The 26,864-nt window shown below is 65.6% G+C and carries 29 protein-coding genes and 1 pseudogene; 4 read left to right on the top strand and 26 right to left on the bottom strand.

Features of this window, described 5'->3' with window-relative positions:
- Positions 1–40: 40 nt before the first annotated feature.
- From flgF to flgB, 5 genes are read right to left on the bottom strand one after another with little or no spacing between them, the layout of a single operon-like run.
- A complete protein-coding gene (gene flgF, locus OR16_RS31220; protein ID WP_006162658.1) occupies positions 41–784 on the bottom strand; it encodes a flagellar basal-body rod protein FlgF in 744 nt (247 codons plus the stop codon).
- Between the two features lie 41 nt (positions 785–825).
- Positions 826–2,067, bottom strand: a complete 1,242-nt coding sequence (gene flgE, locus OR16_RS31215) for a flagellar hook protein FlgE (protein WP_006162657.1) — start codon at positions 2,065–2,067, stop codon at positions 826–828.
- A gap of 54 nt (positions 2,068–2,121) precedes the next feature.
- A complete protein-coding gene (locus tag OR16_RS31210; RefSeq protein WP_006162656.1) occupies positions 2,122–2,790 on the bottom strand; it encodes a flagellar hook assembly protein FlgD in 669 nt (222 codons plus the stop codon).
- Between the two features lie 14 nt (positions 2,791–2,804).
- Positions 2,805–3,212, bottom strand: coding sequence for a flagellar basal body rod protein FlgC (gene flgC / locus OR16_RS31205; protein ID WP_006162655.1), 408 nt, complete (start codon positions 3,210–3,212; stop codon positions 2,805–2,807).
- Between the two features lie 7 nt (positions 3,213–3,219).
- On the bottom strand, positions 3,220–3,630 hold the full coding sequence (gene flgB / locus OR16_RS31200; protein WP_006162654.1) for a flagellar basal body rod protein FlgB: 411 nt from the start codon (positions 3,628–3,630) through the stop codon (positions 3,220–3,222).
- Positions 3,631–3,851: 221 nt separating this feature from the next.
- On the opposite strand from flgB, the gene flgA reads away from it, so the two are divergent.
- The 3 genes from flgA to OR16_RS31185 all read left to right on the top strand — a co-directional run bounded on the left by flgA (position 3,852) and on the right by OR16_RS31185 (position 5,533).
- Positions 3,852–4,571, top strand: a complete 720-nt coding sequence (flgA, locus tag OR16_RS31195; RefSeq protein WP_006162653.1) for a flagellar basal body P-ring formation chaperone FlgA — start codon at positions 3,852–3,854, stop codon at positions 4,569–4,571.
- Between the two features lie 168 nt (positions 4,572–4,739).
- Positions 4,740–5,042: a flagellar biosynthesis anti-sigma factor FlgM gene (flgM, locus tag OR16_RS31190; protein WP_006162652.1), complete on the top strand. Its 303-nt coding sequence runs from the start codon at positions 4,740–4,742 to the stop codon at positions 5,040–5,042.
- Between the two features lie 32 nt (positions 5,043–5,074).
- Positions 5,075–5,533: a flagella synthesis protein FlgN gene (locus tag OR16_RS31185; RefSeq protein ID WP_006162651.1), complete on the top strand. Its 459-nt coding sequence runs from the start codon at positions 5,075–5,077 to the stop codon at positions 5,531–5,533.
- Between the two features lie 221 nt (positions 5,534–5,754).
- Here the strand turns inward: OR16_RS31185 and OR16_RS31180 are convergent, their stop codons facing one another.
- The 3 genes from OR16_RS31180 to OR16_RS31170 are packed head-to-tail and all read right to left on the bottom strand — an operon-like array spanning position 5,755 to position 7,545.
- The gene (locus tag OR16_RS31180) at positions 5,755–6,150 is read right to left on the bottom strand and encodes a flagellar protein FlhE (RefSeq protein ID WP_423739698.1); all 396 of its coding nucleotides are present in this window, start codon (positions 6,148–6,150) and stop codon (positions 5,755–5,757) included.
- A 32-nt stretch (positions 6,151–6,182) separates the two neighbouring features.
- Entirely contained in the window at positions 6,183–6,899 is a 717-nt protein-coding gene (locus OR16_RS31175; protein ID WP_006162649.1) for an RNA polymerase sigma factor FliA, read from the bottom strand.
- A 40-nt stretch (positions 6,900–6,939) separates the two neighbouring features.
- Positions 6,940–7,545 (bottom strand): MinD/ParA family ATP-binding protein, encoded by a 606-nt coding sequence (locus OR16_RS31170; RefSeq protein ID WP_006162648.1) that lies wholly within the window; start codon positions 7,543–7,545, stop codon positions 6,940–6,942.
- On the opposite strand from OR16_RS31170, the gene OR16_RS47900 reads away from it, so the two are divergent.
- A complete protein-coding gene (locus OR16_RS47900) occupies positions 7,544–7,750 on the top strand; it encodes a hypothetical protein (RefSeq protein WP_006162647.1) in 207 nt (68 codons plus the stop codon). The two genes, OR16_RS31170 and OR16_RS47900, sit on opposite strands and share 2 nt — an antisense overlap.
- A 9-nt stretch (positions 7,751–7,759) precedes the next feature.
- Here OR16_RS47900 and OR16_RS46605 read toward each other — a convergent pair whose 3' ends face one another.
- The 18 genes and pseudogenes from OR16_RS46605 to OR16_RS31080 all read right to left on the bottom strand — a co-directional run.
- Positions 7,760–8,347 (bottom strand): hypothetical protein, encoded by a 588-nt coding sequence (locus OR16_RS46605; protein WP_237717293.1) that lies wholly within the window; start codon positions 8,345–8,347, stop codon positions 7,760–7,762.
- The gene (gene flhF / locus OR16_RS31160) at positions 8,308–9,978 is read right to left on the bottom strand and encodes a flagellar biosynthesis protein FlhF (RefSeq protein WP_237717292.1); all 1,671 of its coding nucleotides are present in this window, start codon (positions 9,976–9,978) and stop codon (positions 8,308–8,310) included. Before flhF ends, OR16_RS46605 begins: the two co-directional genes overlap by 40 nt.
- 13 nt (positions 9,979–9,991) lie before the next feature.
- Positions 9,992–12,081 (bottom strand): annotated as a pseudogene (flhA, locus tag OR16_RS31155) (flagellar biosynthesis protein FlhA).
- Entirely contained in the window at positions 12,078–13,220 is a 1,143-nt protein-coding gene (flhB, locus tag OR16_RS31150) for a flagellar biosynthesis protein FlhB (RefSeq protein ID WP_006162644.1), read from the bottom strand. Before flhB ends, flhA begins: the two are co-directional and overlap by 4 nt.
- A 273-nt stretch (positions 13,221–13,493) precedes the next feature.
- The gene (gene cheZ, locus OR16_RS31145; RefSeq protein WP_006162643.1) at positions 13,494–14,129 is read right to left on the bottom strand and encodes a protein phosphatase CheZ; all 636 of its coding nucleotides are present in this window, start codon (positions 14,127–14,129) and stop codon (positions 13,494–13,496) included.
- A 10-nt stretch (positions 14,130–14,139) separates the two neighbouring features.
- On the bottom strand, positions 14,140–14,535 hold the full coding sequence (gene cheY, locus OR16_RS31140; protein ID WP_006162642.1) for a chemotaxis response regulator CheY: 396 nt from the start codon (positions 14,533–14,535) through the stop codon (positions 14,140–14,142).
- A gap of 88 nt (positions 14,536–14,623) precedes the next feature.
- Positions 14,624–15,700, bottom strand: coding sequence for a protein-glutamate methylesterase/protein-glutamine glutaminase (locus OR16_RS31135; protein ID WP_006162641.1), 1,077 nt, complete (start codon positions 15,698–15,700; stop codon positions 14,624–14,626).
- 23 nt (positions 15,701–15,723) lie between these two features.
- The gene (gene cheD / locus OR16_RS31130) at positions 15,724–16,380 is read right to left on the bottom strand and encodes a chemoreceptor glutamine deamidase CheD (protein ID WP_006162640.1); all 657 of its coding nucleotides are present in this window, start codon (positions 16,378–16,380) and stop codon (positions 15,724–15,726) included.
- The gene (locus tag OR16_RS31125; protein ID WP_006162639.1) at positions 16,380–17,282 is read right to left on the bottom strand and encodes a CheR family methyltransferase; all 903 of its coding nucleotides are present in this window, start codon (positions 17,280–17,282) and stop codon (positions 16,380–16,382) included. Before OR16_RS31125 ends, cheD begins: the two co-directional genes overlap by 1 nt.
- Positions 17,283–17,353: 71 nt before the next feature.
- Complete coding sequence (gene cheW / locus OR16_RS31120; RefSeq protein ID WP_006162638.1) at positions 17,354–17,848, bottom strand: chemotaxis protein CheW; 495 nt, start codon at positions 17,846–17,848, stop codon at positions 17,354–17,356.
- 21 nt (positions 17,849–17,869) lie between these two features.
- The gene (gene cheA, locus OR16_RS31115; RefSeq protein WP_006162637.1) at positions 17,870–19,888 is read right to left on the bottom strand and encodes a chemotaxis protein CheA; all 2,019 of its coding nucleotides are present in this window, start codon (positions 19,886–19,888) and stop codon (positions 17,870–17,872) included.
- A 59-nt stretch (positions 19,889–19,947) separates the two neighbouring features.
- The gene (motB, locus tag OR16_RS31110) at positions 19,948–20,970 is read right to left on the bottom strand and encodes a flagellar motor protein MotB (RefSeq protein ID WP_006162636.1); all 1,023 of its coding nucleotides are present in this window, start codon (positions 20,968–20,970) and stop codon (positions 19,948–19,950) included.
- Positions 20,971–20,988: 18 nt separating this feature from the next.
- Positions 20,989–21,852 carry a flagellar motor stator protein MotA gene (gene motA, locus OR16_RS31105; protein WP_006162635.1) on the bottom strand — a complete coding sequence of 288 codons (864 nt, stop codon included), beginning with the start codon at positions 21,850–21,852 and terminating at the stop codon, positions 20,989–20,991.
- A gap of 241 nt (positions 21,853–22,093) precedes the next feature.
- Complete coding sequence (gene flhC / locus OR16_RS31100; protein ID WP_043357029.1) at positions 22,094–22,699, bottom strand: flagellar transcriptional regulator FlhC; 606 nt, start codon at positions 22,697–22,699, stop codon at positions 22,094–22,096.
- The gene (flhD, locus tag OR16_RS31095; protein ID WP_006162633.1) at positions 22,696–23,013 is read right to left on the bottom strand and encodes a flagellar transcriptional regulator FlhD; all 318 of its coding nucleotides are present in this window, start codon (positions 23,011–23,013) and stop codon (positions 22,696–22,698) included. The genes flhC and flhD overlap by 4 nt, the downstream gene beginning before the upstream one ends.
- A 409-nt stretch (positions 23,014–23,422) precedes the next feature.
- Positions 23,423–24,157: a DUF4088 family protein gene (locus OR16_RS31090; RefSeq protein WP_006162632.1), complete on the bottom strand. Its 735-nt coding sequence runs from the start codon at positions 24,155–24,157 to the stop codon at positions 23,423–23,425.
- Between the two features lie 54 nt (positions 24,158–24,211).
- Complete coding sequence (locus OR16_RS31085; RefSeq protein WP_006162631.1) at positions 24,212–26,017, bottom strand: methyl-accepting chemotaxis protein; 1,806 nt, start codon at positions 26,015–26,017, stop codon at positions 24,212–24,214.
- Between the two features lie 156 nt (positions 26,018–26,173).
- Positions 26,174–26,864, bottom strand: a 691-nt coding sequence (locus OR16_RS31080) for a methyl-accepting chemotaxis protein (protein WP_006162630.1), incomplete at its 5' end; no start/stop codon positions are given.

The raw sequence follows: 26,864 nt of genomic DNA, 5'->3' as shown, positions 1-26,864 counted from the left end.
CAAGGCTGCCGCGAGCCGCGGCAGCGCATCAATTCAAAGTTCAGTTATTCGAAAGCAGTTGATTGGCGCGCTGATCGTTGGTGTCAGCGCCCTGGATCATCTTCATCTGCATCTCGAAGCGGCGGGCGTTGGCGATCATGTCGACCATCGCCTCGACCGGGTTGACGTTGCTGCCTTCGATCGCGCCGGAAATGACGCGGATGTTGGCATCAACCTGCAGCGGCTGCGCGCCAGGGCGCAGCCGGAACAGGCCGTCGTCGCCTCGGGCGATCGAATCGGGCGGCGGATTCACCAGCCGCAGCTTGCCCACCTGGGCCAGGCCCGCGGAGGTCTCGCCGGGGCCGCGCGCGGTGATCGTGCCATCGCTGCCGATCGTCACCGCCGAGCCCGGCGGCACGGAGATCGGGCCGCCATCGCCCATCACCTGCAAGCCGGTGCTGGTGACCAGCTGCCCGTCCGCCGACACCTGCAGCGAACCGGCGCGCGTATAGGCTTCCGTGCCGTCTGGCGCCTGGACCGTCAGCCAGCCATTGCCCTGCAGCGCCACGTCCAGCGGACGCTCGGTGTACGTCAGCGGGCCGGCCTTGAAGTCGGCGCCAGGGGTGGAAGCCAGCGTGAAGGCACGCGTTGGCGAGGCTTGCCCCACCACCGGTACCGCGCGGAACATATTGACCTGCGCGCGAAAGCCCGGCGTGGACGTATTGGCCAGGTTGTTGGACACCGCGGCCTGCTGGTCGAGCGTCTGCTTGGCCCCCGACAGGGCGGTATAGATCATGCGGTCCATGGCGTCCCCTTAGCTGCGGCTCGTCTTGCCAACGCCGCGCATTACAGGTTGACCAGCGTCTGCATGACCGTGTCCTGCGCCTTGATGGTCTGCGCATTGGCCTGGTAGTTGCGCTGCGCCACGATCAGGCTGACCAGCTGGCCGGACAGATCCACGTTGGACGCCTCCACCGCATTGGACTTGAGCGTGCCAAGGCTGCCGCCGGCCGCGCCGACCACGGCCTGGCCTGACGCGCCGGTCGCGGACCACACGTTGTTGCCCTCCGGCTTGAGCCCCTGCACGTTGCCGAAGCCGGCCATCACGACCTGGCCCAGATTCTGGGTCTGCTGGTTCGAGTAGCTGCCAAGGATGGTGCCATCCGGCTGGATCGCGAAGCCGAGCAGGCTGCCCGCGGTATAGCCGTTCTGCACAGGCGGCTTGGTATCGTTGGCGCCGGCGAACTGCGTCGTGCCGGTCAGGTCCATCGCGATAGCCAGGGGGGCCGCGCCATTGGCAGCGGGAATATTGATCGCGGTGGAGGCGCCGGCGGCCGGCACCTGCAGCGTGCCCTTCGAGTCGAACTTGAGCGTGATCGGCGCGCCAACCACGTTGCCCGCCGCATCGGTCAGGTTCATCGTCCAGTCGGTGCCGCCGCCACCCGCTGCCGGGAACGTGCCCGCGCCGGGCGTGCCCGTGGAGAAGTACGCGGTCAGCTGCTTGGCGTTGCCCAGCGAGTCATAGACCGTGACGCCCGAGCTGTAGTTGAACATGCTGGACGTGGGCAGCGCCGCCGGGGTGCTGGCGAACGGCGTGGTCGGTACCGTGCTGCCGGAATTCAGGTTGAAGGAGATGCCGAGGGTGGTCGTCGCCTTGGCGGCCATCGTCGTATTCGGCACCACCAGCGGCTGCGGCTGCACAGCGCCGCCGCCCGTCGTGCCAGCCGGGTAGCCGGTCAGCTTCAGGCCTTGGGCGTTGGTGAGGCTGCCGTCCTGCTGGCGCTGGAACTGGCCATTGCGCGAGTAGAAGACCGAGCCCGAGGAGTCGGTCAGGCGGAAGAATCCATTGCCATTGGTAATGGCCACATCGAGCGCATTGCCGCTCGATTCGATATTGCCCTGGTTGAACGACTGCACCACCGAATTCACGGTCGTGCCCAGGCCAATCTTGGTGCCGGCGTACACGTCGGCGAACTGCGCGGTCGATTGCTTGTAGCCGACCGTGTTGGCGTTGGCGATGTTGTTGCCGATGACGTCCAGATTCGATGCGGCGGCGTTAATGCCGCTTACCCCTTGACCGAAACCCATGATTTTCTCCTAATTACCTGAAATCCTGCCGGCGCTTCTCGCGAGGCTACGTGATTAAAGAATGCGGCGAACGCCGTCGACCGGTGCGGTGCGACCGCCGCCGATGTCGACCAGCACGCCTGTGGAGTCACCACTGATGCTGTTTACCTTGCCGTAGACCAGCGCGACCGGCGCCACATCCTTGCCGTTGGCGGTGGCGGTGACCTTGAAGCTGTAATCGCCGTCCGCAACCGCGACGCCTGCGTCGTTCTTGCCGTCCCAGGCAACGTCGTGCACGCCGGCGGTCTGGCCATTCATGTTGATGTTGCGCACCACGTTGCCGTCCTTGTCGAGCACCTGGACGGTGACCGCGTCGGCGGTCGACGGCAGGTCGACGCCGATCTGGCCCGGCACGCCGCCAGCGACCGTCGTGGCGTTGCCCGGCACCATCACGGTGTGGCCGATCAGCGCCGCCGAATCCATCGCGCGGCTGGCACTGACCTGCGAGAGCAGCGAGTTCAGCGTGGTGTTCAAGGTCTGCATGCCGCTAACCTGGCTGATCTGCGCGAGCTGCGAAGTCAGCTGCGAGTTATCCATCGGGTTGAGCGGATCCTGGTTGTTCATCTGCGTGACCAGCATCGTCAGGAAGCTGTTTTGCAGGTCAGCAGCGGAGGCGCTGCCGCTTTGCAGGGTATTGTTGATCCCGGCGGCGCTGGTGCCGCCAGTGGCAGAAGTCGTGGTCATTGCATATCCCGGTTTTACTGACCGATGGTCAGTGTCTTGAGCATCATGTTCTTGGCGGTGTTGAGGACTTCCACGTTGGCCTGGTAGGAACGCGAGGCCGAGATCATGTTGACCATCTCCTCCACCGGGTTGACGTTTGGCATCGTGACGTAGCCGTCGGCGTTGGCCAGCGGATGCGTGGGGTTGTGCACCATGCGCGGGGGTGACGGATCTTCCATCACGCCCTCCACCTGCACGCCGCCCACGTCGTTCTGGCCCGGCGTGGCGGCCAGGCCGAACACCACTTGCTTGGCGCGGTAAGGCTGGCCGTTGGGGCCGACGGCACTGTCGGCATTGGCCAGGTTGGACGCGGTCACGTTCATGCGCTGCGACTGCGCCGCCATGGCCGAACCGGCGACTTCGAAGATGTTCATTGCTGGCATGGCGTGCTCACTGCTGGATGGCCGACAGCATGGTCTTGATCTTGGCGCTCATCACGGTCAGCCCGGACTCGAAGTGCACCGCGTTGTCGGCAAAGGCGACGCGCTCGGTGTCCATCTCGACGGTATTGCCATCGATGCTCGACTGCATCGGGATGCGGTAGTCGAGTTGCATCTTGTCGGCGAACGACGATGCCACGCCCGGCAGGTGCCGCGCCGAGGTAGTGGACAGCGACACGCCTTCGGCCTGCTTTCCGCGCTCGACGCTTTGCGCCAGCGTGCTGGAAAAATCAAAGTCGCGCGCCTTGTAGCCAGGTGTGTCGGCGTGGGCGATATTGGAGGCAATCACCGATTGCCTTTGGGTCCGCAAGCTCAGCGCTTCTTGTTGGAAGCGCAACGCCGCATCGAGTCTGTCAATCATGTCTGTGTCTCGCTGGAGGGGGAGAGCAACGAAGGTCGACCTTCTTCAGGTGTGCCATCTTAGGGGCGCCCCGTCGTGCCAATCGCACGAATAGGGCCAAGAAAACCGCGCATTTCGACTCGAGCAAGAACGCGGGGCTGCCTACAATGGGACCCGTTGACACGCACGTGACGCCCGCTTTCGCGGTGTGGCCCACGTCGCATCCTTGCTTGGACGTACACATGAACCCTCGTTTCCGGGCCGCCGCGGCGCGCGCCCTGCTCTGCGTGCTGGCCGCTGGCGGCACGCTGCCCGGCAGCGCCGGCGCGGCGCCGCCCTCGCCATTTCCCGAAGACCCGGTGCGCGCCGCGGTCGAGCGGTTCCTTGAGCAGCAGACCGCCGGCCTGCCCGGCAAGGCCAGCATCCAGGTGGTGCCGCCCTCGGGCGGGCGCGCGCCGGATTGCCCGCTGCCCGAGCCGTTCCTGCCGCCTGGCACGTCCCCCTGGGGCCGGGTCTCGGTCGGCGTGCGCTGCGCCGGCGAGCGCCCCTGGACCCGTTATGTGCAAGCGCGCGTGTCGGTGGTGGCGGACTACTATGTGGCCGGGCGCAACCTCATGCCCGGCGAGGCCATTGTTGCGGCCGACCTCGAAGTCCGCCAGGGCGACCTGGCATCGCTGCCACGCGCGGTGGTGACGGATCCCGCACAGGTGGCCGGGGCCGTTGCGGCCAACCGCATCGCCGCAGGTTCGCCGATGCGGATGGATCTGCTGAAGAAGGCCATCGCCGTACGCCAAGGTCAGAACGTGACCGTGGTGGTGGAAGGCGACTCGTTCCAGCTCAGCAGCGAAGGCAAGGTCATGGCCGAAGCCGCGGTGGGCAACAACGTCCAGGTGCGGCTCAAGAACGGTCAGGTGGTCAATGCGCTGGTGCGCAACGGCGATACGGTGGTGCTTGCGCAATAACGGATCGGGGCGGCGACGCCTTGGGGTTGCGTAGCCGTCTCATGGGCCTCCCCATGAGACAATAACGCGCGCTCCCGGGCTGGAAAAACGGCATTGCGGCGCCGCAATTCGCCCTAAAGTTTCGCCCGATGCATCCGATAAGCCAAAGGTACCCAGCAAGGAATCATCGTGAAGATCAATCAGACCACCTCGTCGAGGCCGAGCGACGCCAACGGCGCCGTGCGCAGCGTGGCCGGCGCCCCCGGATCGGCCGCCGCCCCGGAAACGTCCAGCGTGCGCGTCAGCAGCCCGCTGTCTGCCCAGGTGCGCGAGATCGGCGCGCGCATGGCGGAAGACCATGACGGCGATATCGATACCGCCAAGGTCGAGGAAATCCGCCAGGCCATCTCCGAAGGCCGCATCAAGATCGACCCAAGCAAGATCGCCGACGGCCTGCTCGCGTCCCTGCGCGAACTCAGCGGCGGCGCCTGACTTAGCCAACCTCACCCTAAGATAGGCAAGCCATGAGCCAGTCCCTGATCCAGAACCTGCGCCGCGAGACCGAGCTGGCGCAGGAATTCGCCGCCGTGCTAGGCGAAGAACGAAGCCTGATCAAGGCCGGCGATTACCAGGCCCTGGCCGGGCTGCTGGCACGCAAGGTCGAACTGGCGGAACTGCTTGGCACCCTGACGCGCACGCGTGAAGCGCAGATGGGCGCGATGGGGATTCGCACCGGCGCGGGCGGGCAGTTGTTCGGCCGGCAGATCGATCCGTCCGTGGAGGCTGCATGGCGCACGCTGGTGTTTGCCGCCCGCACTGCAAGCGATGCCAATGCGCTGAATGCCGCGGTGGTGGATGCGCATCTCGAGTTCACCGAGGAAGCGATTCTGGCGTTGCGCCAGCGGGGTGATAACACCACGCTGTACGGGCCGGATGGGCGTACACAGACTGGACCGCAAGGGGTTAGTCTGGCAAGTGGCTGAGATTTGGTAGTTTGTGGCATCTCGCTCCCGCGAGTGCCCGCCCTCTCCCCCCGGGCCCCTCGTACGCTGCGCGCGGGAGGGGAGCAAACCAGGGCGAGCGATAGAGGCAGACCAGCGATTCGTTGTCGCCTCCGCGCAGTAGCGATGAAACTGCGGCTGCCGTTGAAACTGCAGTTGAAGCTGAAGCTGAAGTTGTGGTTGAGGCTGGCACCAACGCCCCATCAACGAAAGCTGACAGTCACCTCATTCGACTGCCCAATCAACACCGGCATCAGCGCCCCCTTCCCCGGCACCTGAAAAGCAAACACAAAGCCTTTGGCGGCATCGTCCCCGCTAAACGCGTCGGTCAGCCCCTCAGCCCCAGAAAGCAACACACATCGCTGTGCATTGCAAAGGTAAGCCTGCAATTCATTTGGCGGCGTACGCGAGAAACTATAGCGCCACCGCACCGTGGTAATCGCCCCTTGCGCCTGCGGTAAATAGCCGGTAGGCGAGATCGGGGCAGAGACGGTGCGAAAGCCCTTGCCATGCAGCGCCGGCCCGTTCACCGAGGCCGACCAGCTATGCAGCGACTGCCCGACGGGCCAGGCCAGTGCCGGGCAGCACGCCACAGCCAGCGTGGCCACGCCGAGGCGATGAAACCAGCCGCTCACAGCAACCCGCGCAACTGCGAACGCAGCCGCGTAATCGCCTGGCTACGGATCTGGCAGACACGCGACTCAGTGACTTCCAGCACCGCGCCGATTTCCCGCAGGTTCAGCTCCTGGTCATAGCATAGCGACAGCACCAGCTTCTCCCGCTCGGGCAGGCGCTCGATGGCGCGGATCAGCGCTTCGCGCATGCCGCTTTCCATCAGCACTGTCAGCGGGTTGCCGTCATCGCTCACGCTCAGGTGCCGGTCCAGGAAGTCTTCTTCGCCGGAGCGCTCGAAGTCTTCGTAGTGCAGCAACTGGCAGCCATAGACCTCGTTGAGCAGCGTCTGGTATTCGTCGAGCGGCAGCTCCAGCTCCTGCGCCACTTCGGAATCGAGCGGCGCGCGGCCCAGTGTTTGTTCCAGGCCGCGCACGGTGCGCTCGATCCGTCGCGTGAACTGGCGCAGGCTGCGCGATTGCCAGTCGTTGGCGCGAACCTCGTCGAGCATGGCGCCGCGGATGCGCTGGCTGGCATAGGTCTCGAAACGCGCACCGTGCGTGTCTTCGTAGCGCTTGGCGGCGTCGAGCAGGCCGATCATGCCGGCCTGGATCAAGTCGTCGAGCTGCACGCTGGCAGGCAGCTTGGCCGCCAGTTGCAAGGCAATACGACGCACCAGCGACGCATGCGCCGTCACGGTGTCCGTCTGTTCGAGCTTTCCCTGAATCGTATACATGGTGGAATTCTCGTGAGTCCTGGCTTGCAGGTCCCGGCGCTTACGCCAGGGCCGTGGCCGTCGGCGCCATCGGTGCCGACAGGGTTGAACGGAGATCGGCGGACATTGGCCAGCTGGCAATGCCCGTGGCAATTCGGCGTAGTGCGGCGGTAGCGGGCGCGGCCGGGAAGGCCTCGACCACGCAACGGCCCAATGCGGTACTGCGCTCAACCAGCGGATCGTTGGGCAGGCTGCCCGCGGGACTTGCCTCCACGCCAAGGTACTGGCTGGCGGTGCGGGCCAGGTTGCCCAGCACCGCATTGGCGGCGGCGTCCCCGGCGGCGGCATTGATCACCAGGTGGAAACGCCGGCAGGCGTACAGGTGATTGAGCTGCTTGATACAAGCGTAAGCCGCCTTGATCGAGGCCGGCTCCGCGCGTAGCACCACGATGAGGTTGTGCGCCGCGCCGGCCATTTGCGACAGGCCGCCATCGGCATCGGCGCGGGCATCGCTGAGCACGGTGCGAAAAGGCTTCAGCAACTGCAGGTCGCCATTGGCCTGGGGGCTGCCCGGCAGTACGGCGATGGTGCCGGCGGGACGCTTGCCGAGCGCGGCGTCGAGCGTCACCGCGCCGCCAAGCACGGCGGCCAGGGTGCCTTCCGGCATGGCGCCGCAAGCCGGTGGCGCGGGCGCCAAAGCGGTCTTCGTCGATGAGCAGCACGCGTTCGCCTTGCAGGGCGAGCGCGTTGGCCAGGCCCAGCGCCACCGTGGTGGCGCCGGCGCCGGCATCGCTTGCGACCACGGCAACGCGGCGCGTAGCGCGGGGCGCCAGCATGCGCCGCAGGCTTTCCGCCTGGTCGGAGGCGAGTGAAGTCACGTCTTATTCTCCCTGCGCCAGCGTGTCGAACACGCGGCTAGCGCTCATGCTCGCCTCGAGCAGGCCACCTGCGTCGCCCAGATGGAACGGCTCCGGCGGGGTCTCCTGGACAGCGGGCTGCGTGGCACGGCCGCGGGCCGGATAGTTCTCCAGCACGTCGAGCAAGGCCAGCAGACGGCCGATGCCTTCGACCAGCACGGCGGCGCCGGAAGCCTGGCGAGCCGGCGCGCGGCCGGTCAGCCGTGCCAGGAATGCGGCGACCGAGTCGTCGCAGGCCTGCTCGAGACGCATCGCATGGCGCAGCGTGCGCAGTTGCGCCTCGCCGGCTTCGGCCCAGCGGGCCCACAGCAGGTAGTGAACGGCGAGCGTCTGGCCGTTCTCGCGGTCGACCACGCGCGACACCAGCAACCCTGCCTCGGTACCGCCCTCGGCGCCGCGGGTGCCGCGTGCCTGGCCTTCGAGCACGCGTACCGGGCTTTGCGCGATCCACTGCACAGCGTCGCGGCCGCGATAGTCCATGTCTTGCACGGCGTGGAAGGTCAGCGTCTCGGCTAGCGCATCGAGCTTGACGGCCGCGCCGCCGCTAGCCACGCGGGTGGTTTTGCGCGCGGTGGCCAACCAGCGCTCGCCAGCTTGCTGCCAGCGCGCCAGCACGGGGGGCGGCCGGCATGGCGTCGAGTACGTTGACCACGGGTGCGGGCGGCGGCGATGGGCGGCGCACAGCGTGGCCGCATCGGCTTCCCATCCGCCCTGGCCGGCTTGCAGCGCCGGGCCGGTCCGGCCTGCGGGTGCTGCGGCGGCCGCACCGGCAGCCCATCGCGGTCCGCCAGGAACAGCGTGTGCTGCCAGCGCGCGAGGTCGCGGCAGGCGGCCTCGCGCACTTGCTGCGCCATCAGGCGCGGCGAGGGTGCGCTCTCGGCGCGTTGCTGCCACAGCGAGCGGACCAGTTCGAAGCTATAGCTACCGGCGTTCAGTTGCTCCACGCAATCGCCCACCGCGTTGGCGCTGTCGGTCAGCGAGCGCAGCATGCCGTCGGCGCCGCCGGGGCTGGCCGCGCGTGTGCCATCGCTGTCGTCCTGCGCGGGCATGGCGCGCCGCGCGGCTTCCGCGTCGGCAAACACCGAGCCGCGGCGCGGCGTCTGGAAGGCGCGCTCGACCAAGGCCGCCCCGTTGGCGAGTTCAAGGTGCTCGGGCACGCGCTGGCCGGTGGAGGCGTAATACACCGGCAGGCGGTGGCGGATCACCACGTCGAGCACGGAGCCCAGGTGCGTGGCCTCGTCCAGCTTGCTGACAATGCAGCCATCGATGCCACCGTCGGGCGTGGCATCGTGGCGGTAGGCATGGACGACTTCGTTGAGCGTGTCGCCGTGGCTGGCGCCGTTGAGCAGCAGGATGCGCTGCACCGGCGCCTGCACACCGGCCAGCATGGCGATCTGCTCGGACAGGTTGCGGTCGCGCTGGCTCATGCCCACTGTGTCGATGATCACCAGGTGCTTCTCGGTCAGCGCCGCCAGCGCGAAGCGCAGGTCGGCAGCATCCTTGACCGCGTGCACCGGCACGCCAAGGATGTCGCCGTAGATGCGCAGTTGCTCGTGCGCGCCAATCCGGAACGTATCGGTGGTCAGCAGAGCCAGGCGTTCCGGGCCATGCTTGAGCACGAAGCGCGCAGCCAGCTTGGCGGTGGTGGTGGTCTTGCCTACGCCGGTCGGGCCGACCAGCGCCAATACGCCACCCTGGGCGAACAGCGCATCTTCGTCGTTCAGCACCGGCACCTTGCGCGCGAGTTCCTGGCGGATCCAGGTCATGGCGGCCGGCCGGTCATGACCCAGCGGCAGGTGGCCCAGCAGCGAACGGGCGAGCTGTCCGGAAAAGCCAGCGGTCACTAACCAGGTGAACAGCGAATCGCGCAGCGGGTCTCCACCCATGGACGGCAGGCTGTGCGTGCCCACGCCGGAGAACTGGCGCTCCATCATGGCGCGCATGGTCTGCAGCTCGCCACGCAGGTCGCCAAGGGCGCCGTCGACAGCCACCACCGCTGGCGGCGGCGTGAAGACCGGTGCGCTGCTGGAGATCGCGCCGAGATCGGTGTCGCGCATGGCGACGATCTCCACGCCACCTTCGACGGTACGGTTGGACAGCACCACGGCGTCCGGTCCCATCGCCTCGCGCACCTGCCGCAGGGCCTCGCGGCCATTGGCCGCCACGAATTTAGCTACGCTCATTTTGCGAAACCCCTCACGCTGCGCCACCGATCATGGCGGTGATCCTGATATTTCGGTTGTCCGGTACCTCGGCATGCGAGAGCACCTTGAGTTGCGGCATGGTCCGGCGCAGGAAGCGCGCCAGCAGCGGGCGCAGCGGATGCGGCACCAGCAGCACCGGATCCAGGCCCAGATGCTCTTGCCTTTGCACCGCCGCGTGGGTCTGCTGCAGCAGCGCGTCGGCCAGGCCCGGCTCGATGCCACCGCCGTTAGTGAGCGCTTGCGACAGCACGCGTTCCAGCCCGGCATCGAGCCCGATGACCTGGAGGTCCGCGCCGTTGGGGAACCACTGCTGGGTGATGGCGCGGCCCAGCGCCACGCGCACCAGCGACGTGAGCTCGTTGGGGTCGCTGACCTTCGGCGCATGCTCGGCCACCACGTCCAGCACGGTGCGCATGTCGCGGATCGGCACGCTTTCGTCCAGCAGGTTCTGCAGGATCTTCTGCAGCGCAGTGAGCGTGATGACCTTGGGGACCAGGTCTTCGGTGAGCTTGGGGGATTCCTTGGCGATGCGGTCGAGCAGCGCCTGCACTTCCTGGCGGCCAAGCAACTCGGCCGCATGCATGTGGATCAGGTGGTTGAGGTGAGTGGCCACTACCGTGCTGGCATCCACCACCGTATAGCCGTAGGTCTGCGCCTGTTCCTTGAGGCCACCCTCGATCCACACCGCAGGCAGGCCGAAGGCCGGATCCTGGCTGGGGGTGCCGGGCAGCGCGCCGGACACCTGGCCGGGGTTGATCGCCATCCACTGCCCGGGCGCGGCTTCCCCGCGGCCGATCTCCACGCCTTTGAGCGTGATGCGGTAGGCGTTGGGCTTGAGTTCCAGGTTGTCGCGGATATGCACCACCGGCACCAGGAAGCCGATCTCCTGCGCCACCTTCTTGCGGATGCTCTTGATGCGGCCGAGCAGCTCGCCATTCTGCGCGCGGTCCACCAGCGGGATCAGGCGATAGCCCACTTCCATGCCGAGCGGATCGACCAGGGTGACGTCGTCCCAGCTGGCTTCGGTCGATTCGGGCGCCACCGTGGGGGTGCGCTCCTCGCGCTTCTGTTCTTGCGCCTGCGCCACGTCGCGCCGCGCCACATAGCGGCCGAACCACACCAGCGCGCCGGCGAAGGCCAGGAAGGCGAAGTGCGGCATGCCCGGGATGATGCCCATCATGCCGATGATGGCGCCGGTCAGGTAGAGCACGCGCGGATTGGAGAACAGCTGGCCGGTCAGCTGCTGGCCCACGTCCTGCTCGTTGGAGACCCGCGAGACGATCACGCCGGCCGCGGTGGAGATCACCAGCGCCGGGATCTGCGCCACCAGGCCGTCGCCGATGGTCAGCAGGGTGTAGTTGCGCACCGCGGTGGCGAAGTCCAGGTCGTGCTGCACCATGCCCACCACCATGCCGGCGCCGACGTTGATGAACATGATCATCAGGCCCGCCACGGCATCGCCGCGCACGAACTTGCTGGCGCCGTCCATGGCGCCGTAGAAATCCGATTCCTGCGAGACCTCGGCGCGGCGCTTCTTGGCGCCTTCTTCGTTGATCAGGCCGGCGTTGAGATCGGCGTCGATCGCCATCTGCTTGCCGGGCATGGCGTCGAGCATGAAGCGCGCGCCAACTTCGGCGATACGCCCCGCGCCCTTGGTGATGACCATGAAGTTGATCACCACCAGGATCGCGAACACCACGATGCCCACGGCGAAGTTGCCGCCCACCAGGAAGTGGCCGAAAGCCTCGATCACCTTGCCCGCGGCATCCGGCCCGGTGTGCCCTTCCATCAGCACGACCCGGGTCGAGGCCACGTTGAGCGACAGGCGCAGCAGCGTGGTGAACAGCAGCACGGCCGGGAAGGCGGCGAAGTCCAGCGCCTTCTGGGTGTACATGCCTACCAGCAGCACCATATGATCGACAGGGCGATGTTGAAGGTAAACAGCAGGTCAAGAATGAAGGGCGGCAGCGGCAGGATCATCATGCCGAGGATCATGATGATCAGCAGCGGGCCGGCCAGGGCCTTCATCTGCCCGCCTGTCTGGCCCCCCGGCAGTTTGAACAGCGAGGTCAATGCGTTCATGCTTGGCTTTCCGGTACGGCTAACTCGTCAGGCACCAGCAGATCGGAAGGCGCCGCCGGGTGCGGGCCGTTGCTGTGGTGCCAGTGCTTCAGTTGATAGACCCAGGCCAGGACTTCGGCCACGGAGGTGTACAGGCCGGCAGGGATTTCCCTGCCCAGTTCCACGTGACGATGCAGCGCGCGCGCCAGCGGCGGCGCGCACAGCAACGGCACGCCGTTCTCGACGGCAATCTCGCGAATGCGCGCGGCAATCGCGTCACTGCCCTTGGCGACCACGCGCGGCGCGCTCATGCGGCCTTCTTCGTAGCGCAGCGCCACGGCGAAGTGGGTCGGGTTGGTGACCACCACATCCGCCTTGGGCACCTCGGACATCATGCGGCGCTTGGCCATGGCGCGCTGCTGCTGGCGGATGCGCGCCTTGATGTGCGGGTCGCCTTCGCTGTCCTTGTGCTCCTGCTTGACCTCTTCCTTGGTCATGCGCAGCTTCTTGTAGAAGGTCCAGTACTGCCAGGGCACGTCGAGCACCACCACCAGCACCAGCGAACCCGCCACCATCGCGGAGCAGCTCAGCACCATCTCCAGCATGTGCAGCAGTGCTTCGTGGATCGGCGCGCTCATCAGCGCGATGGCTTCGGGCAACCGCCGCCACAGCACCCAGCCGGCGACGCTGCCAACCAGCAGCGCCTTTGCAATGGCCTTGGCCAGCTCCACCAGCGACTGCGAGGAGAACAGCCTGCCCAGCCCCTTGAGCGGCGAGAGGCGGGAGAAATCGGGGGCGAAGGACTTGGCGGAGAACATCCAGCCACCCAGCAGCATGGGCCCGACCAGCGCTGCCGCGCCAAAGAACAGCAGCAGCGGCAGGAAGGCCAGCAGGCCCTCCCAGACCGCCACGCCAAAGCGCGACATCATGCGAGACGTGTCGAAGGCAATCGCCGGCTCAAAGGCCAGGCTGGCGTGCAACACGGCATCGAGCTTGTTGGCAAGCGTGCCGCCCAGCGTCCCCAGGCCCACTACGCCACTCATCAGCATGATCAGCGTGGCGAGCTCGCGCGAACGCACGACCTGCCCCTCTTCGCGCGCCTTTTCCAGGCGCCGCGCTGAGGCAGGTTCGGTTTTCTCGAGATCGCTTTCTTCGGACATGGCCGCTCCGTTACGAAGCGGCATGCGGCCGTTCGTCAGGATCGATTATCGGAGCGGAAACCGGCGGGCATTAACCGGAATAGGACTGGGATTGTGGCGCTGTTTGCGCGATGGCGCTGCTTGGGCGGGTCGCGCGGCGCGCGGGGGGAGGGGCGGCATGCGCGATGCGCTGCCCTCGCCTGGGCGGCGGGGGCGTTCCGGCTGTGCCGCCCGGCAAGGGGTGCACACGGGACGGCGCGGCGCCGCTAGCGGCGCCGCATCCGCCCCTGGCGATCAAAAGCCCAGGCTGGCGAGCAGGTCGTCGACCTGTGACTGGTCGGAGACCACGTCGGCCTTGCCTTCCGGATTGACCTGCGGGCCATTCATCAGCGTGGCCGGCGCTTCCACGCGGCGATCGGCCGGGACATTGTCGATCAGCACCTGCAGCAGTTCCTGCTCCAGGGAGTGGATCATGTCCATCATCTTCTTGATGACCTGGCCGGTCAGGTCCTGGAAGTCCTGCGCCATCATGATGTCGAGCAGGTGGCTGCCAGTGGCGCGGGCCTGCTGCGGCACATCCGTCAGGAAGGCGCGGGTGTCGAGCACGAGCTCGCGCGCGTCTCCCAGCTCCACCGGCTTTTCGAACCAGGCTTCCCAGCGCTTGTCGAGCGCTTCGGCCTGTTTCTCCATGCCGGACTGGATCGGCTGCGCCAGCTCCACCGCGGTCAGCGTGCGCTCGGCAGCCTGTTCGGTCATGGAGGCGATATAGCTAAGGCGGTCGCGCGCGTCGGGAATGGCCTGTGCGGCGCGCTCGATTTCCTTGTCGAGCCCCAATTCGCGCATGTTGTCGCGCAGCATCCGTGTCAGGGCGCCAATGCGCTGGAACAACTGCTCGGCGGATTCGTTGCTTAGAGTCGGAGTCGTCGACATGTCACCCACCTTATGCCCCTTCCTTCGCCAGCTTCTCGAAGATCTTGGTAATCTTCTCATCGAGCGTCGCTGCCGTGAACGGCTTGACCACATAGCCGTTCGCACCGGCTTGTGCCGCGGCGATGATGTTTTCCTTCTTGGCCTCGGCCGTCACCATCAGTACCGGCAACTTGGCGAGCGCCCCTTCGGCGCGGATCGCCTGCAGCATGCTCAGGCCGTCCATGTTCGGCATGTTCCAGTCGGAAATGACGAACTGGAAACTGCCGTCCTTGACTTTCTCCAGGCCCGCGGCGCCGTCTTCGGCTTCCTCGACGTTGGCAAAGCCCAGTTCCTTAAGCAGGTTGCGGATGATGCGACGCATGGTGGGGAAGTCATCGACCACCAGGATCTTCATGTTCTTGTCCACTCTAACGGCTCCAATACAGTTGTGGAAAGTTGCTTCAATACTTACGCCAGCCCCGCCGGTATGCGGCCGGGCTGGCGCTTGTGCCCTGTCAAACGCGCTGCGCGCGGGTCCCGAAGGTGGCCAGGCGTGCCATCACGCGCTGGCTCATCGCGTGCAGCGGTACTACCTCATGCACCCCACCGGCGGCAATCGCCTCCTTGGGCATGCCGAACACGATGCAGGAGCTTTCGTCCTGCGCCAGGTTGTAGGCGCCGGCCTCGCGCATGCGCAGCATGCCTTGCGCACCATCCTTGCCCATGCCGGTCAGCATGACGCCAATGGCGTTCTTGCCGGCATGCTTGGCCGCGGAGTCGAACAGCACCTCGACCGACGGCCGGTGCCGGTTGACCGCCGGCTCCTGCGACAGGTGGGCCACATAGTTGGCCCCACTGCGCGCGAGCAGCAGATGCGAGTCGCCCGGGGCGATATAGGCATAGCCGGGCAGCACGCGCTCGCCGTGCTCGGCTTCCTTGACCGTGATCCGGCACAGGCCGTCCAGGCGCTGCGCGAATGAACGCGTGAAGCCGGCCGGCATATGCTGGACGATCATCACCGCGGGACAATCAGGCGGCATCGGCATCAGGAACTCCTTGATGGCCTCGGTGCCGCCGGTGGACGCCCCGACGATGATCAGCTTTTCCGTGGACAGCAACGGGCTGCGCAGCATCGGAGTAGCCGGCGTTGCCGCTGCCCCGCTGGCGGGTACGTTGCTGCGAATGCGCGCACGCGACGCGGCGCGGATCTTGTCGGCGATGGTATCGGTGTAATCCATCAGGCCGTCGCGGATGCCGAGCTTGGGCTTGGTGACGAAATCCACCGCGCCGAGTTCCAGCGCGCGCATCGTGATTTCCGAGCCGCGCTCGGTCAGCGACGACACCATCAGCACCGGCATCGGACGCAGGCGCATGAGCCGCTCAAGGAAATCCAGCCCGTCCATGCGCGGCATTTCCACGTCGAGCGTGAGCACATCCGGGTTCAGGCGCTTGATCAGATCGCGCGCCACCAGCGGGTCGGGGGCGGTACCCACCACCTCCATATCGCTCTGGCTGTTGATGATCTCCGTCATCAGGCTGCGTATCAGCGCGGAGTCATCCACGCACAATACCTTGATCTTGGCCGCAGTCATGTCTGGAAAAAGTCCTTGTCGTATCAGGAGACGGCAGCCGAAGGCGCACGCCGTGAAAACAGCTCCGCGCCGCCCTTTGCGGGCGTCGTCGCGGAACTGGCGATGGCGCTTGCCAGGGCGCGTTCGTTTCGCTCGACCACCACCTGGTCGTCCTGGCGCGTGAGCCGGCGTACCAGCGCCAGCCCGGTAAGCGGGAAATAGCTGACCCGGCGCGCATGCGGGCCACGCAGGTCCTGCGCGGCCAGGCGGATGCCCTCGGTCTTCAGGTAACGGATCACGAACTCCGCATTGCGGTCGCCGATGTTGAGCGTGGTCATGTTGGCCAGCACCGCGCCGCCGCCAAACACCTTGGCTTCGAGCCGCTCGCGGCGTGCGCCCATCTTCAGCAGTTCATTGACCAGCACCTCCAGCGCGTAGCAGCCGTAGCGCATCGACGCGGACAGCAGCCGGTCGGCGCCTACCCCATCGTCATCCGGCAACATGAAGTGGTTCATGCCCCCTACCCCGGCCGTCTCGTCGCGGATGCACGCCGCTACGCACGAGCCGAGCACGGTGGTCAGCACCACGTCTTCGCGGGTCACGTAATACTCGTTGGGCAGCAGCTTGATGGCTTGCTTGCCGAATTCGCGGTCAAAGTAGCTGCGGGTAGCGATCGCCTCGGGCAATTGCGGAGTGCGCATCACGATCCTCCCAGCCGGGCCGATGGCGGCGCCAGCTCATAGACCGTCTGCCCGCGCAGCTGGAAGGCGCGCGTCACGTAGGAGAAATTTTCCGAGTGGCCCGCGAACAGCAGCCCGTGCGGCTTGAGCAACGGCACGAAGCGCTCGAGGATCTTGCCCTGGGTCGGCTTGTCGAAATAGATCATCACGTTGCGGCAGAAGATCGCGTCGAACTTCTCGCGGATCCCCCAGTCCGGCGCCAGCAGGTTAAGCGGCTCGAAACTGATGGTGCCTGCCAGGTCCGGCTTGACCTTGACCGCGCCGGCGCGCTGGCCGGTGCCCTTGAGGAAAAAACGCTTGAGCCGCTCGGGCGAGAGCTTGTTCACCTGCTCGGCCGTATAGACACCAGAGCGGGCCTTGGCCAGCACCTGGGTGTCGATATCGGTGGCCAGCACCGTGGCCGCGCGCTCGCCAAGCGCTTCGGCCAGCGTGATGGCGATCGAGTAGGGCTCCTCGCCGGTAGACGCGGCCGAGCACCATACCGAGTAAGGCCGGCCGGTCTTCTTGGCGTGCTCCGCCAGCAGGGGAAAGTGATGTGCCTCGCGGAAGAACGACGTCAGGTTGGTGGTGAGCGCATTGGTAAAGAACTCCCACTCGTCCGAGCCTTCATCGGCGTCCAGCATGGCCAGGTAGGTGCCGAAATCGACCAGTTGCAGCGTGCGCAGCCGCCGCGCCAGCCGGCTGTACACCATCTCTCGCTTGTGGCTGCCAAGCGAGATGCCCGCGCGGCGATGAATCATCGCGCGGATTTTCTCGAAGTCCCGCTCGGTCAGCAGGAAGTCACGCGGCTCGTCTCGCCGCGGGGAAGCGGGCTGCGCTGATTGCGGGCCGGCGGCAAAAGCGGTTGGGCGAAGCTGCGTCATGTGTTGCGAGGGCTTTTGGCCGTGGTCTTGCTGGGGCTTGCTTTGGCGAACTCAGGCGGATCCGGTCGGGATCAGGCGAGTTCGGCTTCGACCAGTTCCATTTCGGCACTGGTCATCAGCTTCTCGATGTCGATCAGGATCAGCATGCGGCCGTCGACAGTGCCGAGGCCGGTCAGGTGATCGTTGGAGACCGACACGCCGAACTCCGGCGCCGGCTTGATGGCTTCGCCAGTCAGGGTCAGCACGTCCGATACGCCATCCACCACGATGCCGACCACACGGCCGGCGATATTGAGGATGATGACCACGGTCTGGTGGTCGTAGCGCACGTTGCCCAAGCGGAACTTCAGGCGCAGGTCCACGATCGGCACGATCACGCCGCGCAGATTGGTCACGCCCTTGATGAAGTCAGGCGCATTCGCCAGGCGGGTCACCGCGTCGTAGCCGCGGATCTCCTGCACCTTGAGAATGTCGATGCCATATTCTTCGCTTCCCAGCGTGAAAACCAGGAACTCCTGCCCCGAAGCCTCGCTCCCGGGGGTATCGATGTGTCCGATGCCGGCCATGATGTCTTGTTCTCCTGAGCGTTAAGCAAGCGCCGGGTCTTGGCGGCGCACTCCGGTGCGCTGTAGCGCGCCGACGTCCACGATCAGTGCCACGCTGCCGTCGCCAAGGATGGTGGCGGCGGAAATGCAAGGCACCTTGCGGTAGTTGGTTTCGAGATTCTTCAGCACGACCTGGTGCTGGCCAATCAACTGGTCCACCAGCAGCGCGAAGCGCTTGCCTTCGGCCTGCAGGATCACGGCGATGCCCTGGGTCGGTTCGTGCACCGCTTCGTCCACGTTGAACACCCGGTGCAGCTCCAGCAGCGGCAGGTACTCGCCGCGCACATGCATCACGCGATCGTTGTTGGCTGCCGTGTGCACGTCTTCCGGCTTGGGCTGCAGCGACTCCATCACGCAGTTCAGCGGCAGGATGAAGGTCTCGGCGCCTACCTTGACGGACATGCCATCGAGGATCGCCAGCGTCAGCGGCAGCACGATGCGGGTGGTGGTGCCCAGGCCGGGACGCGAGGTGACCTCGACGTGGCCACCCATTTCCTGGATGTTCCGCTTCACCACGTCCATGCCCACGCCGCGGCCGGACAGGTCGGTCACCGCTTCGGCGGTGGAGAAGCCCGGCGCGAAGATCAACTGCCAGACTTCCTCGTCGCTGATGCTTTCCGACACCGGCAGGCCGTTCTGCAGCGCCTTGGCGAGAATCTTGTCGCGGCGCAGGCCGCCGCCGTCGTCGCTCACTTCAATGACGATGTTGCCACCGTGGTGCTGGGCCGACAGGATCAGCTGGCCGGTGGGTTCCTTGCCTGCGGCAACGCGCAAGTCCGGTGTCTCGATGCCGTGGTCCAGGCTGTTGCGCACCAGATGGGTGAGCGGGTCGATGATGCGTTCGATCAGGCTCTTGTCGAGCTCGGTGGCCTTGCCGAAGGTGACCAGGTCGATCTGCTTGCCCAATTTGCCGGCCAGGTCGCGCACCAGGCGCGGGAAGCGCGAGAACACGTAGTCCATCGGCATCATGCGGATCGACATCACCGCTTCCTGCAAGTCGCGCGCATTGCGCTCGAGCTGGCCCATGCCGGAGAACAGGCGGTCGAACAGCACCGGATCGAGCGCCGACGCGGTCTGCGCCAGCATCGATTGCGTGATGACCAGTTCGCCCACCAGGTTGATGATCTGGTCCACCTTTTCGGTGGGGACCCGGATCGAGCCGGACTCCTGCGCGTGCGCGGCCGCGGCGGGCTGCGCCTTGGCCTTCTCCTTTGCGGGAGCGGGCGCGGCCGGGGCTGCAGCCGCCGGCGCGGCGGCGACCGGCGCAGGCGCCGGGGCCGCCGCTACCGGCGCAGCCGCTCCATCTGGAGCGGGCCCGTCCACCGCCTCGACGACGATCTGGTCGCCGTCGACGACGAAGCAGCAAACCGCGATGATGTCATCGGCGCTGCACTGGCTCGACAGCCACACGGTGAGGTCGCCGCCCTCTTCCTTCTGGCCGGTGATCTCGCCCAGGTTGGCGAGCTCTTCGCGCAACAAGGCCTGGTCCGATGGCGACACCTTGACTAGCGTCACCTTCAGGCCGCCGCCGGCGGGCGCAGGCGCGCACGCCGCAGCTACCGCGGCAGGCGCCGGGGCCGGCGCCGCTGCCGGCGTGCCGCCCGCGGCCTCGAGCGCCAGTTGCTGAAGAACGGCGCAGATACGCGCCAGCGTTTCCGGATCGGGTTCCGTACCGCTACGGTAGGCGTTGAGCTGATCTTGCAACACGTCCTTGGTTTCCAGAAAAGTGTCGATGATGGTCCGGGACAACGCCAGTTCCCGCCGCCGCGTGCGGTCAAGCAGGTTTTCCAGCAGGTGCGTGGTTTCGGTCAGGGCCGCGAAGCCGAACGTGGCCGCACCGCCCTTGATAGAGTGCGCCGCGCGAAAAATCGCATTGAGCTCTTCCGCATCGGGGGATTCGAGATCCAGCCCGAGCAGCAGTTGCTCCATTTCCACGAGGAGCTCTTCCGCCTCCTCGAAAAAGGTCTGGTAGAACTGCGTGATATCGATATCGACAGACATAACCGTCCTGGCTCACTGAATTTTGCTGCGAAGCCCGCTGCCGGCATGGCAGGCGGTCTTCATTGAACACTGCCCGGCTTTGCCGGGGCCGCGGCGGCGTTGCCCGGCGCAGCCGCGGCCGGGGCGGCCGAAGCGGCCGGCGCGACTGGGGTTGCGGGGGCGGAGGCGGCCGCCAGGCCTGCCTGCACTTCCTGGCCGGCTTCACCGGCCTTTGCTGCTATCGAAACCTCGGCGGCGCTGGCATTCTCAGCCTCGATCCGGGACTGCGCGCGCTGGTTCAGCACCACGATGCTGATGCGGCGATTCACCGGCGCGAGATCGTCCTTCTTGTCGAGCGGCATGGTCGCGGCCAGGCCAATCACGCGCAGCACCTTGCCCTCGTTCATGCCACCGGCAATCAGCTCGCGCCGGGAGGCATTGGAGCGGTCCGAGGACAGCTCCCAGTTGCTGTATGTGCGTTCGCCATTGGAATAGTTGGCGGAGTCGGTATGGCCCGACAGGCTGACCTTGTTGGGCAATTCGTTGAGCACCGGGCCGATCTCGCGCAGGATGGTGCGCATATACGGCTCGACCGCGGCGCTGCCGGTGCGGAACATCGGTCGGTTCTGCGTATCGAGGATCTGGATACGCAAACCTTCGCTGGTGATATCGAGCAGCAACTGCGGGCGGAACTGGCGCAGCACCGGGTTGTTCTCGATGATCTGCTCGAGACGCTTCTTGAGCGCGCGCAGGCGCTCGCCCTCCTGGCGCTCCCTGGCCTTTTCCGTGGCGTCCTCGGGGGTCTTCCTGACTTCCGCATCCTGGCGGGTCACGTCCGTGCCGCCGCCCGGGATCACGCTGGAAGACAGGCTGCTCTTGTTGCCCCCCGCAATGGCCACTTTCAGCGGCGTGCGGAAATATTCCGCCAACTGCACCAGGTCCTTGGGCTGCGCAGCCTTCAACAGCCAAAGCACCAGGAACAGCGCCATCATTGCGGTCATGAAGTCGGCGTAGGCAATCTTCCACGATCCGCCATGATGCCCGGCGCTGCTCTTCTTGATGCGTTTGACGACAATGGGGTGCGCACCGTGCTCACTGCTCATCGCTGTCGCTCCTCTTCGTCAGGTGATGCTCTTGACTTCGCGAACGTGGTCGTCCAGTTCGAGGAAGGATGGCCGCTCGGTCGAGTACAACACCTTGCGGCCGAATTCCACCGCCACCAGAGGCGCGTAGCCATTGAGCGAAGCCAGCAGCGTGACCTTGATGCACTCATACATCTTCACGGTCTCGTCCACCTGGTGCTCGACCCGCGCCGCCAGCGGCGAGACAAAGCCGTAGGCGAGCAAGATGCCGAGGAAGGTGCCGACCATGGCGTGCGCGATCAGCGCGCCGAGCTCCGCCGGCGGCAGGTCCGCCGAGGCCAGCGCGTGCACCACGCCCATCACCGCGGCCACAATGCCGAAGGCGGGCAGGCCGTCGCCGATACGGGTCAGCGCATGCGCCGGCACCTCGGCCTCGTGGCGGAAGGTCTCGATCTCGTGATCCATCAAGGTCTCGATCTCGAAGGCGTTCATATTGCCGTTGACCATCATGCGCAGGTAGTCCGTGAGGAACTCCATCATCCCCGGGTCGGCGAGAATGCGCGGATACTGGCTGAACACGCTGCTGGCCGCCGGATCCGCGATTTCCTTCTCGAGGAACAGGATGCCTTCGCGGCGGGCCTTGGACAGCAGGACGTAGAGCAGCGCCATGACCTCCATGTAGAGCGCCTTGCTGTACTTGCTGCTGCGAAACAGCGTAGGCAGCACGCGCATGGTGGCCTTGATGGCCTTGCCATTATTGGAGCTGATGAAGGCGCCGATTGCGGCTCCACCAATGATGACAAGCTCTGCCGGTTGATAAAGCGCGCCCATATGGCCGCCGGTCATGGCGTATCCACCAAGCACCGCCACTATCACGACAACAAAGCCAATTACAACTAGCACGATTGATTCCCCGTCAGAAAAACACACGTCAGGCATGCACAAGGGTCACCCCTCCAAGGCAGACGGATTAACCGCCTGCCTTGGCTGGGCTCACCTGTCACGCAGGCTGCCATCGAATCTGAGACCTTGGGACGTTCGGACCTTAAAGCCGTGGGTCCTGAAGTCTGGTCCGTCTTATGACTTAACGACTCAAGACGGCAAGACTTGAAGACTTAGTGACCTATCGACCCAAGGATTTCAGTCAGGCGACAGCTTGCGCTGGTGCGATGTCCTTCGAGAGCTTCTTGGCCTTGCCAGCACGCGAGGGCGGACGGCACAGGCTGCATACGAAATTCGCATGCGGCTCGTACGCGTGCGCAACGAAGCGCCCGCCGCAGCAGGTGCAGCTGGAAAGCTGCAGCATGTTGCTCTCGAAAAACCGTACTAACGTCCAGGCACGGGTGAAACTTAAGACAATTTCGCTTTCGAGCAGCGATACGTGCTCAAGATAGAGCCGATAGGCTGCCACCACGCCGCGGATGCCAACTGTCTCGCCCTGCTGGACCATGAACTGATAGGCCGAGAAGAACAGCGAGGAATGGATGTTGGGCAACCAGGTGGTGAACCAGTCGGTCGAGAAGGGGAGCATGCCCTTGGGCGGCGAGGCGCCGCGCAGCTCCTTGTAGAGGCGGATCAGGCGATCGCGCGAGAGCGTGGTCTCGGCTTCGAGCACCTGCAGGCGCGCACCCAGGCCGATCAGCTCAATGGCGAGCTGGGTCTGGTTGGCATCCTGCAAGACACTCTTGCGATTGGGGACGGGAGTGGCCGTGGTACTCCGGGCTGATGGGGCCTGCAGGAGCGCGGTCAATTGAGCGACTCCACGGGCTGCCGTGCGAGCAGGATCGCAGCATGGATCTGCTGCATATCATGGCTCTTGGCCGTATGGGTGAGTGTAGACAGCAAGGCGTGGTCGTCGAACCGAAAACGGCATAGGACCATGTTTGATGCTGCCAGTTTGACAAGCTGGGCCGGCGTCAACTTGGCGAGAATGTCGGCAATTTCCTTGCTGACGCCAAGCCGGAACATGGCTTCCAGATGGTTTTCGCGCACCAGGCGTTGCGCGAGCAGCAGATAGGCGAGATTGACCTCCCTGATCTCCTGGAGAACTTCACTGCTTTCCAATTTTTCCCCGCTACCAAAAACCCTTCGACCGCTTGTCCGGCGCTTACCCGCAGCCGAAGGCTGAAGGCGACCAGATCGTTTGAGTGCGTGTTCGACGGGTACTGCATACAACTAAGGAACTGCGCTTGGTCAGACTTTTCTGAAACGTTACAGATGTTACAGAGTGTAAGTGCGACTGACAGAGTTATATCGGCAATTAGACCAGACTGCCAATCCCCTCTTACGTTGGGATAGAGCTATGTCGCATGAAACATACATGGGATTCGAAGTTTGTAACAAGTCACCTCCTTGTCATGTGATTTGCATCAAAACTGTTACGCGTATGTAACAGAGGAAAAGATCTAAAATTGCTTTTGGATCACTTCGCCAGGGAGCGCACTAGTCGCATTCCTCTATTGACGAGCCGGCGTCAGAGCACTAGGACCCGGCGCAGCCATGCAGCCACCCGTGCGAACAGGTCGTCTGGCTCTTCGCGGAACAGATGCGGGCAGGTTTGCTCCACCTGCTCCATCACGCGTGCGGCTTCCTCGGCACTCACCGTGCCGTAGTCCATCGATAGCCCCAGCAATGCACGCAGCTCGCCCAGCCGCGAGCGTGCCGTGCCCGCCGTGCGCTCTGTCTGCACCATGTACATGACGTCGTAGACCCGGCGGCGCAGGCTCTCGGCCACGCGCCACGCCGGTGTCTGCATCTGCTCCTCGAGCGTGCGGATATCCACCGCCGAGGTGGCCAGCTGGGATGCCAGGGGATCGATGAAAGCCAGGTCGGCCCCGGCGTCCTCCAGGATCTGACGGGACCAGTCACGGGCGTGCGCAAGGCGCTCCTGGGGGGTCCATTCGTGGCGGACCGCCAGGCCGTAGCCATAGCGCTGCGCGTCGCGCATCAGCGTTGCCATGGCGTTGGGCAGCTGCTTGTTGAACACGCGCTTGGCCCAGGCGTACTCCCCGCCCGAAAGCAGCCGCGTGACGGCACGCTCAGTCAGCGGGCCGTCATGGTGCAGCAGGCGCGCACGCAGGAAGTCATCAAAGCCCGGCGGCGTGAACTCGTTGTCCAGCCCCGTGGAGACATTGACGAAGTGCTCGAACTCGGCGCGTAGTTTGGCCGCAGCTTCTTCGGGCAGCGCCAGGGTGATTTCGGTATTCATGATGTGCAGTTCTGGCTATGACGCTTACGGCGGGAGTCCCTCGCTTGCATGCCGTCAGAAGGCGCTCCAGTCGCCGCTGTCGGAGGTCGCTAGCGCTGCGGGACGGGGCGCGCGTGCCACGGCGGGCGCAGGGGCTTCGCGCTCGGCCGTTTCTGCCGGTGCTGCCTCGGCGTGGCCGGCCTCGTCGTCGCGGGCGGCGGGTGCCGACGGCTCCTTGCGCTTGGGCTTGGACGCCGCGATCACCTTGGGCCGCGGCGCTTCCACGCGGGAGCCGGCAAAGGCATCCGTTCCAGCCAGGCGGTAGCCTGCCACCGAGGTTTGCAGGCGCGTAGCCTGGTCTTCCAGCGAACCGGCAGCCGCAGCGGCCTCCTCGACCAGCGCCGCGTTTTGCTGCGTCACCTCGTCCATTTGCGCCACGGCCCTATTGACCTGCTCGATGCCCGAGCTCTGCTCGGCGGAGGCCGCGCTGATCTCGCCCATGATGTCCGTCACGCGCTTGACCGCCTGCACGATCTCGCCCATGGTGTGCCCGGCCTGGCCCACCAGCGCCGAGCCGTTGTCCACCCGTGCCACCGTGTCGCCGATCAGGCCCTTGATTTCCTTGGCCGCGTTCGCGCTGCGCTGCGCCAGGCTGCGCACCTCGCCCGCCACCACCGCGAAGCCGCGCCCTTGCTCGCCAGCACGCGCGGCTTCCACTGCCGCGTTCAGTGCCAGGATATTGGTCTGGAACGCAATGCCTTCGATCACACCGATAATGTCGACGATCTTCTTGGATGCATCGTTAATCTCATCCATGGTCTTCACCACGCGGCCCACCACTTCGCCACCCTTGAGCGCGGTCTCGGAGGCGTTGGCCGCCAGGCCGCTGGCCTGGCGCGCGTTGTCCGCGTTCTGGCGCACCGTGCTGGTCAGCTCTTCCATGCTGGACGCGGTTTCCTCCAGCGACGCCGCCTGCTGTTCGGTACGTTGCGACAGGTCGCTGTTGCCCGCAGCGATCTCACGCGAGGCAGAGGCGATCGATTCGGCGGAATCCTTGAAGTCGCGCACCATGGCCGAGAGTTGCTGCTGCATCAGCTTCATGGCGTGCAGCAGGCTGTCCTTGTCGCCCGCACGCAGCTTCACGTCGGCAGAGAAGTCGCCCTCGGAGATACGCGAGGCGATGGCCGCCGCATAGGCCGGCTCGCCGCCCAGCTGGCGCGACAGCGTACGGGCCAGGAAGGCGCCCAGCAGCACGGAGACGGCCAGGCCGCCCAGCACCAGGCCCAGCATCCACAGGCGCGTGCTCTCGTAGACACCGCGTGCTTCATCCATATTGGCCAGTGCGCGATTGTCGCGGCGCGTGACCATCTTTGCCATCACGTCTTCGAGCGCGCGGCTATCCTTGACCAGATCGGCGCTTTCGGTGAAGACCTGGCTCTCGAACTGCGAGGTATCGAGCGGCTGCTTGCCGACGAGCGCTACATACTTGGCCAGGCGTTCCCGGTAGGCCGGCAGCAGGGTATCGAATTGCTTGACGAGCGCCATTCCCTCGGGCTGGCCGAACGCCGGGCGCGCGCGCTTCATGCTCTCGTCCAGACGGACCAGCGATTTATCGATCTCTTCCTTCTCGCCGGCACGCTCGCCCATGGTCGATGCCGACAGCAGCGCAATCTGGGCGCGGCTGGAATAGAGCAGGTCGATGTTGCCGCTCTGCACCGCCTTGAGCGCCTGCAGGTCGTCGTTGTAAATCCGGCTGGTCCAGTCCGTCATGCGTCCCATATTGACGACGCCCAGCAGACCCATCACCGAGCCGATAAGCGACACGACCAGAAAGCCAACGACCAGCTTGGTCGTGACGCGGAGCTGATTGAACCATTGCATGCAGACTACCTCTTTTTTCTGAATGACTTGACCGGGGGCCTCATCTGTCCGCTGCTGGCGAGTTGCCGGCGGTGCGCACGACAGGCGCTACTTCTCTTTCTTCTAGAACACGCTTTCGGGCTGATTGCCTCAGCACTGCCTTTTCACTTTCCCTGCTCAGGCACGCGCCAGTTGCCGCGCGCCGCGCTGCGCGTCGTCCTGGCGGGCGCGCACTGGCCGTGCTTCGGGACGCAAGCTGACGCGGAAGGTCGCCACCGCATCGCGCAGGCGACCGGCCTGATCTTCCAGCGAGCCGGCCGCGGCAGCGGCCTGCTCCACCAGTGCCGCGTTCTGTTGCGTTACCTCGTCCATTTGCGCCACGGCCTTGTTGACCTGCTCGATGCCAGAGCTCTGCTCGGCGGACGCCGAGCTGATCTCGCCCATGATGTCCGTCACGCGCTTGACCGCTTGCACGATCTCGCCCATGGTCAGCCCGGCCTGGCCCACCAGCGCCGAGCCGTTGTCCACCCGCGCCACCGTGTCGCCGATCAGGCCCTTGATTTCCTTGGCTGCGTTCGCGCTGCGCTGTGCCAGCCCGCGTACCTCGCCCGCCACCACCGCGAAGCCCCTGCCTTGTTCGCCGGCGCGCGCGGCTTCCACCGCCGCGTTCAGTGCCAGGATATTGGTCTGGAACGCAATGCCTTCGATCACGCCGATAATGTCGACGATCTTCTTCGAAGCGCCGTTGATGTCGTCCATGGTCTGCACCACACGGCCCACCACTTCGCCGCCCTTGACGGCGATCTCGGAAGCGTTCGCCGCCAGGCCGCTGGCCTGTCGGGCGTTGTCCGCGTTCTGGCGCACCGTG

The organism is Cupriavidus basilensis OR16 (genome assembly GCF_000243095.1).
Classification (GTDB): domain Bacteria; phylum Pseudomonadota; class Gammaproteobacteria; order Burkholderiales; family Burkholderiaceae; genus Cupriavidus; species Cupriavidus basilensis_D.
Note: the sequence above shows the minus strand (reverse complement) of the source record. Positions and strands in the feature narration are given on the sequence as shown.

What these genes read in the sequence shown, in the direction of transcription:
- OR16_RS31090 (WP_006162632.1), bottom strand. Translation starts at nt 24,157, where the DNA reads ATGAATACCGAAATCACCCTGGCGCTGCCCGAAGAAGCTGCGGCCAAA.
- flgE (WP_006162657.1), bottom strand. Translation starts at nt 2,067, where the DNA reads ATGGGTTTCGGTCAAGGGGTAAGCGGCATTAACGCCGCCGCATCGAAT.
- flgB (WP_006162654.1), bottom strand. Translation starts at nt 3,630, where the DNA reads ATGATTGACAGACTCGATGCGGCGTTGCGCTTCCAACAAGAAGCGCTG.
- motB (WP_006162636.1), bottom strand. Translation starts at nt 20,970, where the DNA reads ATGAGCAGTGAGCACGGTGCGCACCCCATTGTCGTCAAACGCATCAAG.
- OR16_RS47900 (WP_006162647.1), top strand. Translation starts at nt 7,544, where the DNA reads ATGGCGCCGCAAGCCGGTGGCGCGGGCGCCAAAGCGGTCTTCGTCGAT.
- flgA (WP_006162653.1), top strand. Translation starts at nt 3,852, where the DNA reads ATGAACCCTCGTTTCCGGGCCGCCGCGGCGCGCGCCCTGCTCTGCGTG.
- OR16_RS31210 (WP_006162656.1), bottom strand. Translation starts at nt 2,790, where the DNA reads ATGACCACGACTTCTGCCACTGGCGGCACCAGCGCCGCCGGGATCAAC.
- OR16_RS31170 (WP_006162648.1), bottom strand. Translation starts at nt 7,545, where the DNA reads ATGCCGGAAGGCACCCTGGCCGCCGTGCTTGGCGGCGCGGTGACGCTC.
- OR16_RS31125 (WP_006162639.1), bottom strand. Translation starts at nt 17,282, where the DNA reads ATGACGCAGCTTCGCCCAACCGCTTTTGCCGCCGGCCCGCAATCAGCG.
- OR16_RS31175 (WP_006162649.1), bottom strand. Translation starts at nt 6,899, where the DNA reads ATGTATACGATTCAGGGAAAGCTCGAACAGACGGACACCGTGACGGCG.
- cheW (WP_006162638.1), bottom strand. Translation starts at nt 17,848, where the DNA reads ATGGCCGGCATCGGACACATCGATACCCCCGGGAGCGAGGCTTCGGGG.
- OR16_RS31135 (WP_006162641.1), bottom strand. Translation starts at nt 15,700, where the DNA reads ATGACTGCGGCCAAGATCAAGGTATTGTGCGTGGATGACTCCGCGCTG.
- cheA (WP_006162637.1), bottom strand. Translation starts at nt 19,888, where the DNA reads ATGTCTGTCGATATCGATATCACGCAGTTCTACCAGACCTTTTTCGAG.
- flgC (WP_006162655.1), bottom strand. Translation starts at nt 3,212, where the DNA reads ATGCCAGCAATGAACATCTTCGAAGTCGCCGGTTCGGCCATGGCGGCG.
- OR16_RS31185 (WP_006162651.1), top strand. Translation starts at nt 5,075, where the DNA reads ATGAGCCAGTCCCTGATCCAGAACCTGCGCCGCGAGACCGAGCTGGCG.
- flhF (WP_237717292.1), bottom strand. Translation starts at nt 9,978, where the DNA reads ATGAGCGTAGCTAAATTCGTGGCGGCCAATGGCCGCGAGGCCCTGCGG.
- flhB (WP_006162644.1), bottom strand. Translation starts at nt 13,220, where the DNA reads ATGTCCGAAGAAAGCGATCTCGAGAAAACCGAACCTGCCTCAGCGCGG.
- OR16_RS31085 (WP_006162631.1), bottom strand. Translation starts at nt 26,017, where the DNA reads ATGCAATGGTTCAATCAGCTCCGCGTCACGACCAAGCTGGTCGTTGGC.
- flgF (WP_006162658.1), bottom strand. Translation starts at nt 784, where the DNA reads ATGGACCGCATGATCTATACCGCCCTGTCGGGGGCCAAGCAGACGCTC.
- cheD (WP_006162640.1), bottom strand. Translation starts at nt 16,380, where the DNA reads ATGCGCACTCCGCAATTGCCCGAGGCGATCGCTACCCGCAGCTACTTT.
- cheZ (WP_006162643.1), bottom strand. Translation starts at nt 14,129, where the DNA reads ATGTCGACGACTCCGACTCTAAGCAACGAATCCGCCGAGCAGTTGTTC.